This window comes from Nocardia araoensis NBRC 100135 (assembly GCF_000308435.1).
In the GTDB taxonomy this organism is placed as follows: Bacteria; Actinomycetota; Actinomycetes; order Mycobacteriales; family Mycobacteriaceae; genus Nocardia; species Nocardia araoensis.
The window spans coordinates 1-7,565 of sequence record NZ_BAFR01000318.1 but is presented as its reverse complement, the minus strand read 5'-3'; the positions used below and the strand labels follow the sequence as shown (position 1 = coordinate 7,565).

Below are 7,565 nucleotides of genomic sequence, written 5' to 3'. Positions count from 1 at the left end.
CCCCATGCAAGGGAGCCGACCGCTCATCATCGGTCACCGGCGCGGTCGAATAGCCCGCCAGGTCCAGCTGATCGATCTCCACCGTCGGGGTAGCAGCGAGCTGCAAGCCATCCCTGGACGTGGTCAGCACACACACCGGGCGTGCGTTTCCGAGGATGTAGCCGACACGCTCGGCGGGATGGTCGGGGTCGACCGGCACGTAGGCGCCGCCAGCGGTGACGACCGCGTGGACCGCGATCAGCAGATCGATCGACCGCGCCATCGCGATGCCCACCAGCGACTCCGGGCCCACGTCCTGTCCGATCAGCCAGCGCGCCAACCGGTTCACTTCGGCAGCGAACTGCCCGTAGGACAGAGTTGTCCCCTCGAACTCGACCGCGACTCTGTCGGGTGTGGCTGCGGCCTGCGCTTCGAACAGCGACACCAGTGTCGCGTCGGTATCGAGGGTGTGTGCAGTGTCGTTCCACACCGACAGGATCTGGTGGCGTTCGTGCTCGTCGAGCAACTCGATAGCGTCTACTCGTGTGTCTGGATCAGAGGAGAAGAAGACGTTCAGATATCGACACAACCGTTCATGCAGCCACGTAACATGAGCTTCATCGTAGAATTTCGCGTTTGCGAGTATGTCCACAGACAAGTTCGGCTCACGGCCAGTCTGATACAGATTGAATTGAATATCATCAATTATGCCAGACGACAGGATCCGGGCCTTTCCTGGAGCTCCACCGAAATAGACAGGCGTCTCGAATATCATGACGTTAACTGTGGGGCCAAACGGCTGTTTCACATCATACGGTACGCCGATATCCCTCCGAATGTCTTCAATCCGATAACGTTGATGCCTCATGGCACCGATCATCTCTCGCGAAGTCGAAGCAACTACCTGGCGCAAACTGGTCGAACCAGATGCTGTCATCCTAACAGGAAGGGCATTGGCGAGCATTCCACCAGAGTTTCGCAGCACCATGGATGCCCTCGAAGATACTGGCATGGAAACGGTGACGCTTGAGTTCTGCATCGCAGAAATGAAAGAACCCACTCCAGACATGACCAACTGAGAAATGCTTACGCCGTATATGTCAGCCGATTTTCGTAGCGAATATCCAGTATGATCCGACAGTTCACCCGAAACCACTCGGATAAATTCTTTCACCTCACCGGAAGCACCAGGAGACAGCGATTCAATTGAAAAACCGTTGGACAGCTTATCAAGCCAATAATCTCGATCCTTGATAAATCGAGGCGAGTCCCTGTAGTCCAGTTCCGACTGAACTATCGCGGCCAATCCGGTACCTCGAAAGGGTAACGGATCGGATCCATTTGTCCGAGCATTATAGATTGTCGCTACTCGCTCGCAGAGTGTATAAGTGGCGTACCCATCCATTGCAATATGATGAAATTTCAAATACCAGAAATAGTGCGCCTCGCTCAATTTTATTAAGGCCGATGTCCATAGTGGACGATTTGTGAGCTCATAATCCTGCCTCAGCTCGCAATTCATCCATTCTAGCGCATCGCTGACTGGATTATAACTAGATGAGTAATCCAGTATCAAAACATCGCGCCCCAAGGAGCGATCCAGCCACAGGTAGGGGCCATCCCCCAATGTGGCGACCCGGAGAAGTCCGGACGAGAATTCCGTAAGTGCAGACCGGACCGCATCCGAATGTATCGCCGCATCCAATACGCCTTCGATTTCTACGTACAACGCCATACTATTGCGGCCACGATTTCCAATAACTTCCGCATCCCAGATACCCCTTTGTGCAATCGTGAGCGGGATCAACTCCGTGTCGACTGAACTGCCATCCGACTCGGAAACATGGAAATTCACAGATACTCCAATTTAAGCGCGATTTCGGGAAAAGAGCAAGACCTCGTGGATGCAAAACTCGAAAAGCCTCAGGAGTAGCAGAAATGGGCCGTCACCCTTACTTGGAATCAACGACAGCAACCTCTCTTTTGAATACGGCCCTTAATACTGCAACAGCACTCGCTTGAGCCCGTTCTGGTAGATCTGGTTTGTGGTGTTGGATCGGGCTTTGGCCGAGTTTGATTCGTTGATGTCGAGGATCGAGGGTCGGTTCACCCGGTCGGAGTCGCGGGCACGGGCACGGGCACGGGCACGGGCACGGGCACGGGCACGGGCACGGGAGTATGCGTCGGGGGTGTCGTCGGGCTTGGAACGCAAGAACGGGTGGACTCAGGCCGAACGTGCAGGTGCGCAGTGTCCGGACGGGATACAGCGGTTGTTGCGAAAAGCGAACTGGGACATCGATGGTGTCCGTGATGACGTGCGTGCCTACGTGCTCAAGCATCTCGGCGATAAGGCCTGGTGCTACGAGACCGATCATGCAGTGTCGCACACCATCGCAGTCGACTGCGGCCAACTGCACAAACACCCGCCGCTGGATACGCGACGAGAATCCTGGAAACCGGAACTGAAAATTCCAAACCGAAGTGCACACCACAATCCCGCGACCGATCCAGATGACGTTGCCGCTCACACCACGCCGGACGCGAAAGAGCAATGGCCACAAACGATCCCTCCAGTGGTGAACGAAGTCGTTTGGGTTTGAGCTCTGGCACAATCCACACGACGATAGCGATCTAGATCGTTTCAATAAAACCCTTGAAAGACCAAGTCATATGATCGATAGAATCGTGAATAATCACCTCACGATTCGCGTCGGGAGTGTCTGATCTCCGGCTCTGGCTCACTTCCGGTGGTGACCCAGCTATGCCAACAAGATCCGGTGTCGGAGTCGGCTAGCCAGGCGCGTGCGGGTGCGGTGTAGCAGCGGCGGACCCGGTAGACCGCCCACCGGCAGCGATCCAGCTGCGCTTCGGCCAGGGCGGGGACGTCGTGGGCGCCGTCGCGGCGCAACCGATCGGTCAGCGACTTGCGGGGCCCGAACAGTCCGGAGTTGCGGTTGAGCGCGACGGCGACGTACTCGTCCACCACATGCTTGAACGCCTCGGCGGGCGCGGCTTGGAACCGCGCCAGCCGCTCGGACCACCCTGGTACTGACACGAAGCAGCATTGGAAGGCACCAGGATTTCGGCCACCACACCCCGAACAACCCGAACAGATATCCCCTGACAGCGACCACCGACGACCAGCTGCGGGTGCGGGAAGTCGGCGTCGCGATCCGCGACGGCCGCGCCGACGCGGAGATGGAGCCGTGGCCGGACTGGATCGACCGCGACGAGCTGGCTGACCGTATCCGCGATTTCGCCCGCGACGCCCGCGATGTCACCGCCTACGCCAACGACGCCGCCGCCGACGGCGGGCTGCGGCTGGATGACGACGTTGCGGAGATGATCGCCGGCATGGGCCGCGACCGCGCCGTCATCGGCGCGCTGCTCACCAAGGCGGGCTTGCACCCGGGGGAGAAGGCCGCGCTCACCGCACTGGTCGCCGACATCGACCTCGGCCGCGTCGACGACCGCAACCTGCCGGAACTGCTGCTGGCCGACGAACGCACCAAAAGCCGCGTCGACCTGCGCCGCCACGGCCACGCCGCCGACCAGATCGCCTCCCGCACCGGCGATACGGTCAAGCAGCTCATCGGGGGGCGTGGACATGTCCCGCGCACCGAACCCGGATGGGCGCTGGAGACGGTGCGCAACGACATCGACGCGCTGGCCTGCGGCGGCCTCACCCCGGCCCAGCTCACCGAACAGCGTCAGAGTTTCGACACGAACATGGACGGCTTCGGTCGGGTGTTGCGCGGCGCCGGAGTCGATACACCGACCCGGGTGAAGATCCGCGCCGCCGTCGACCAAGGCGTGCACGCGGCCGCGAAGCACGGCAAGACCCGTGCTGGGCCTGAACAGTACTGGCGCGACCGGCTGTACTCGGCCACCGCCGCTGCCCAGCGTCACCACGGCCCTGATATCCGGCCACTGCCGTCGACCGCATGGCCGCGAGTCGACCGGGAGCAGGCCACCGCGATGCGGCTGGCCGCCCTCGCCCAAGCCCACCCGTGCGGAACGTCCACCGAACCGGCCCAGGCAGCGAACACTCGCCGCACCGCCCACGGCGCGGGCATGGAGCTGACCACGCGAGCGCGAGCGGGTAGGACGAGCGTGACGCGCCGCCAGCTGCTCCCGTTGAGTTTCGTCACCGCCGCCACCGCGCTGGTCCTCACCGGCGCGGTGGCGGCCGGGGACCCGCCAGCTCCGACTTCAACCGGTGGCCGGTCGGCACACCCTGCGCGATCGGCCCCGGCCCGCTGGGACGGATCGTCGACGTCGGACGCGTGCACCACATCCGAGTAGCCCACCACACCCATAGGACAACCTGATGACCACAACCACCGCCACCGTGCTCCCGGACTGGGAGCAGATGCTAGATTTCGGCATCCGCGCCGCCGAGATCCTCGCCCTCGCCTCCGAACCGCTGGAAGCGACGATCACCACGCTGCACAGCGGGTTTCGCCGCCCGCAGGTGTTCGACGTCGCGTTCATGCGGCAATGGCTCGACATCGACGCCCGCACCGCCTGCACCACGCTGCGGATCGGCTTGCGGTTCGCTCGGATCCCAGAAGCCCGGGACGAGGCCCTGCTGCTGCTCGGGCCAGGTTGCCGTGACCGCGGCGCGGACCATTTCGTCAAGATCGCCAACCCAACCCGCGAGATCGGCCGCGCCGCGCTGTGGGAGGCCGCGACCTGCTGCGACTGCGGGCACCCGCTGCTGCGCTACGTCAGCCTGGCCTCGGGTGAGGACATGCGCTGGTCGTTCTTCCGCGACCTGCTGTAGCAGCCAGCCCGAGTAAGCCAAAAGGCCCCGCCACGGCGGGGCCTCTTCTTGTTTTTCATCAAGACGCTGGCTGCATCAGCGCAGGTAGATGGGTGTTCGGACGCGGCCAACACGCCGGGCAGTACTGCCGGTTGCCCAGGAACCAGCCCCAGCTGTCCCCGCTCGTGTGCAGGCATCATGACCCGAGTATCGACCTGTCGGCCGCCGAGCACCAGGCCTCTCACTATTTTGTTCGAAACCGGACATTTTTCAGTTCAGGGCCGGTTTCATCCTTGACAAGGCTGGTCGCAGTGGCAGGGTGTGGGGTGAGGTCGGGGTCTGAAGCGTTGGAGTTCGGGCACTGGCCGGGGCATCGCAGGTTCGGCCCAGGACGCCAGGACCGGGCCTGCGGTGTCGTGTGCGCGGGTTCTCGTGACACGCGTGAATCGTGGTAGCGGGTATCTGGGCGGGTGCGGCCGTAGTGTCGGCGGCTGTCACGGAGGCAATCCATTCCCTGCGGTCATCGTGACAGCGCTCGGAGGGGCGTAGACACCCTGGGGTCACCGTTCACTCACTCCTTTGCGGGGTGGGGTCCCCGGGTGTCGCCCTCCAGGCGTCTCCCGACGTGGTCCACGTTCTGCACGCGGCGATGGGCAGGCCCGCCCCGACACCTCGCCCACCGAGGGCGGGCCGTCACGGATGGGTCCCTGAACAGAAAGGAACCCCGGTGATGTGCCTGACCACCGAGGTGGCCGGTAGGGATCGTTCCGGGGTTTTGCGTCTCCCAGTATAACCTCGGCGACCGTGACGACGACTCCTGCCCGATGGTCGGCTGCGGATCTGCGGCGATTCTTGTCTGCTGGCCCGTTCGACCGCTACGTGCAGGTCGCTGGGTCCGACGCGGCGGGAGAGCGGCTGTATGAGTGGAATCAGCTGGTCGCCGGGGCCTGGCACGAGACGCTGGGTTCATTCGAGATCGTGTTGCGCAATGCCCTCGACGCCCAGCTGGTCACCTACCACCAGCGTGTCCACAACGGTAACGGTGACGGGTACGCCGACCCGAGGATGCCGTGGGGGACCAGCACTCGCCTGGCACAGTCGATTTGCAAGGCGCGCGGCCGGGCCACCCTGAACAGCACCATCCCCGAGGTACCCCCGACCGCAGCACTCTATCGAAGCAGTCGGACTCCGCTATCCGTCTGGGCGTTCGTCGTCGAATAGTGGAAGCTGGTGTGCTGGAAAGGTGGATCCGCCGAGTTTGCGCAGGCATCGGGCGCAGGTGACTTCCGCCCGGGTCGGTTCCAGCGCGGTGGGTGACCATCCGGCCACGCCGGTGTGGCACAACAACTCCGAGACTTCCTCGTCACCGACCCACTGGCCGAGGCTGACCGCGTGCACGGTACGCCCGGAGCGGACGACCGCGTGCACGCCCGGGTCGCCGAACACCGCCCGCGTGGAGGCCGCTAGGGGCGCGATGTCGGTCATAGGCCCAACCCTAAGGGCACTTAGACCCCTCGTAGCGGATCCTGGTGGCCAGAGCTACGTTCAGCCGCCGCGCCTGGGAGTCGGCGGTAGAACAGATCTGCTCGTACTCGTTGGCGCCGGCGATGAGCATCCCCACGATCATCGGCGGCTCGCTGATTTTCAGGTAGCCATCGCTCGCGATCGGCGCGGGGATCGGGGTAGGGAAGGCGATGAAAGGGTCCGGATGCGGGAGCCGGGAGTAGATTTCGCAAGGCACTTCGGTCTTGGTGTCCGTCTCGACAAGGCTCTCGGCCAGCCCCGGATGTACTCGGTAGACGACGCGGTGCCGGCGCCACAACTTCGCCGCTTCAGCGGTCTGAACGCTGCTCCCCATGAAGGTGGCAGCATCGGGCCCTGTGGTTGCCTCCATCTGGGCGAGAAGGACGCGGACCTGCTGGGCCCCGGCCGCACCTCCGCTCGTCAAGCCTGTTCGTAGCTGGTCGATGACGTGAGCGAAGCGGGGATCGCTGCGCCCCACGTTCATGATTTCGATCGTGTCCCGGACGTAATCCGCAGCAACCCGAAGAGCCTGTTTCGCTGACATCAGGTTCTCTGCACTCCCCATCACGTCAGTGTGACAGCACGCCCCTACGAAAGTTCGAAGAACGAAAGCCCCAGACAGACGATCCATGACCTTCCGCCCGTTTCTGGTGCACCAAACCGACTGTCCTACAGTATTTTTCACATGCATTCGATGAAACGTGTATCAAAAGCTTTGTCGCGCAACATAGCTTGTGATCAAATGGAATCCGTCGCGCCCGGTCCTCACAACACCGGGGGCGCGGCACCCGCAGATAGGCAACGGCCCCGGCCCCTCATCAGCCGACAGTGAGGGAACCGGGGTCGTTGCGGCTCACGGACCTGATCGGTGCGGGGATTCCGGTCGGGGCGTGAAGGCCAGCTCCGGGGTTGTCCCTATAGGTTCGTCAAGCTGCTGAGGCTGCGGGGGTCCGGTAGGGCTGTTTGTTGCGGAGCATGGCGAACAGGACGTCGCAGCGTCGTCGGGCCAGGCAGATGAGGGCCGCGTTGTGTTTCTTGCCTTCGGCTCTCTTTTTGTCGTAGTAGGCGCGGCTGGCCGGGTCGTGCAGGGCGGCGAATGCGGACAGGAACAGCGCTGGTTTGAGTTTGTGGTTGCCGGAGCGGGCGGGGTGTTCACCGCGGATGGAGCTGCCGGAGCGGTGGGTGATCGGGGCGATGCCGGCGTAGGAGGCGAGGTGGCCGGCCGAGGCGAACGCTGTGGCGTCACCGACTTCGAGCGGGATGCGGGTGCCGGTCCTGACTCCGATGCCGGGCATCG

General features: G+C 63.0%; 8 protein-coding genes and 1 pseudogene. 4 read left to right on the top strand and 5 right to left on the bottom strand.

Annotated features, from left to right (window positions below):
- The coding region (locus ON21_RS38880) for a condensation domain-containing protein (protein WP_169332754.1) at positions 1-1,834 on the bottom strand (1,834 nt) is incomplete at its 3' end.
- A gap of 190 nt (positions 1,835-2,024) precedes the next feature.
- On the opposite strand from ON21_RS38880, the pseudogene ON21_RS40390 reads away from it, so the two are divergent.
- Positions 2,025-2,333: pseudogene (locus tag ON21_RS40390) on the top strand (hypothetical protein); the annotation flags it as partial.
- Positions 2,334-2,677: 344 nt separating this feature from the next.
- Here ON21_RS40390 and ON21_RS31125 read toward each other — a convergent pair.
- The gene (locus tag ON21_RS31125) at positions 2,678-3,034 is read right to left on the bottom strand and encodes a hypothetical protein (protein WP_039803970.1); all 357 of its coding nucleotides are present in this window, start codon (positions 3,032-3,034) and stop codon (positions 2,678-2,680) included.
- 95 nt (positions 3,035-3,129) lie between these two features.
- On the opposite strand from ON21_RS31125, the gene ON21_RS31120 reads away from it, so the two are divergent.
- From ON21_RS31120 to ON21_RS31110, 3 genes are all read left to right on the top strand, one after another.
- Positions 3,130-4,284: a hypothetical protein gene (locus ON21_RS31120; RefSeq protein WP_039803968.1), complete on the top strand. Its 1,155-nt coding sequence runs from the start codon at positions 3,130-3,132 to the stop codon at positions 4,282-4,284.
- A 25-nt stretch (positions 4,285-4,309) separates the two neighbouring features.
- A complete protein-coding gene (locus tag ON21_RS31115) occupies positions 4,310-4,765 on the top strand; it encodes a hypothetical protein (RefSeq protein WP_039803966.1) in 456 nt (151 codons plus the stop codon).
- A gap of 783 nt (positions 4,766-5,548) precedes the next feature.
- Entirely contained in the window at positions 5,549-5,965 is a 417-nt protein-coding gene (locus ON21_RS31110; protein WP_174372231.1) for a hypothetical protein, read from the top strand.
- Here the strand turns inward: ON21_RS31110 and ON21_RS31105 are convergent.
- The 3 genes from ON21_RS31105 to ON21_RS31095 form a co-directional block, all read right to left on the bottom strand.
- Positions 5,936-6,229, bottom strand: coding sequence for a hypothetical protein (locus tag ON21_RS31105; protein WP_051021522.1), 294 nt, complete (start codon positions 6,227-6,229; stop codon positions 5,936-5,938). The two genes, ON21_RS31110 and ON21_RS31105, sit on opposite strands and share 30 nt — an antisense overlap.
- 10 nt (positions 6,230-6,239) lie before the next feature.
- Positions 6,240-6,833, bottom strand: coding sequence for an AcrVA2 family anti-CRISPR protein (locus ON21_RS31100; RefSeq protein ID WP_039803963.1), 594 nt, complete (start codon positions 6,831-6,833; stop codon positions 6,240-6,242).
- A gap of 361 nt (positions 6,834-7,194) precedes the next feature.
- Positions 7,195-7,565, bottom strand: a 371-nt coding sequence (locus ON21_RS31095) for an IS110 family transposase (RefSeq protein ID WP_039803962.1), incomplete at its 5' end; no start/stop codon positions are given.